1 pseudogene is annotated in these 482 nt (G+C 55.2%); it reads right to left on the bottom strand.

Going from position 1 to position 482, the window contains the following annotated elements:
* Nucleotides 1-404, bottom strand: a pseudogene (locus EKA13_RS27570) (type I Zorya anti-phage system protein ZorD); the annotation flags it as partial.
* Nucleotides 405-482 lie beyond the last annotated feature (78 nt).

Raw genomic sequence — 482 nt, 5'->3', positions numbered from 1 at the left:
AAGCGGTGAAAGAAAATCCCGGCCTCGGCCAGTTCGTCTTCATAGCTCTGCACATCCAGCACTTGTGCGGCACTATCGCCGAGTGCGCTGTAAGGGTTGCGGACGAAGGAAAGAGCATCATCCCCAGCGACCCGACGCCCGGGCAACGAGCGCACATAGTCCAGTACAGATTTGACTTCAGGCTCAATCAGGACGTGGGTCAACGATCCATCATCACCGGTCACCCGATATCGGTCCTGAACCTGATTGGCACCGTCGAAACTCTCAAGCCAGTTTGCTGGCTGACCTTCGAAGCTAGGTTGCAGCTCGATAACCGGGGTATCACCTACGGTCGATTTCCGCGGATTGAGCCGCAGGCTTTCAGGTTTAACAACGACGGTCTTATCCAAGAAGCCATCCATACCGTAAAGTGGACCCATCGGTCAAGACAGTTTTTCAGCGAGTTTAAGCTGCGTCGCTTACTGCCACTGCAGCTGGTCGGC

Origin of the sequence: Pseudomonas defluvii, assembly GCF_001695625.1 — a bacterium.
GTDB classification, from domain to species: Bacteria; Pseudomonadota; Gammaproteobacteria; order Pseudomonadales; family Pseudomonadaceae; genus Aquipseudomonas; species Aquipseudomonas defluvii.
Note: the sequence above shows the minus strand (reverse complement) of the source record. Positions and strands in the feature narration are given on the sequence as shown.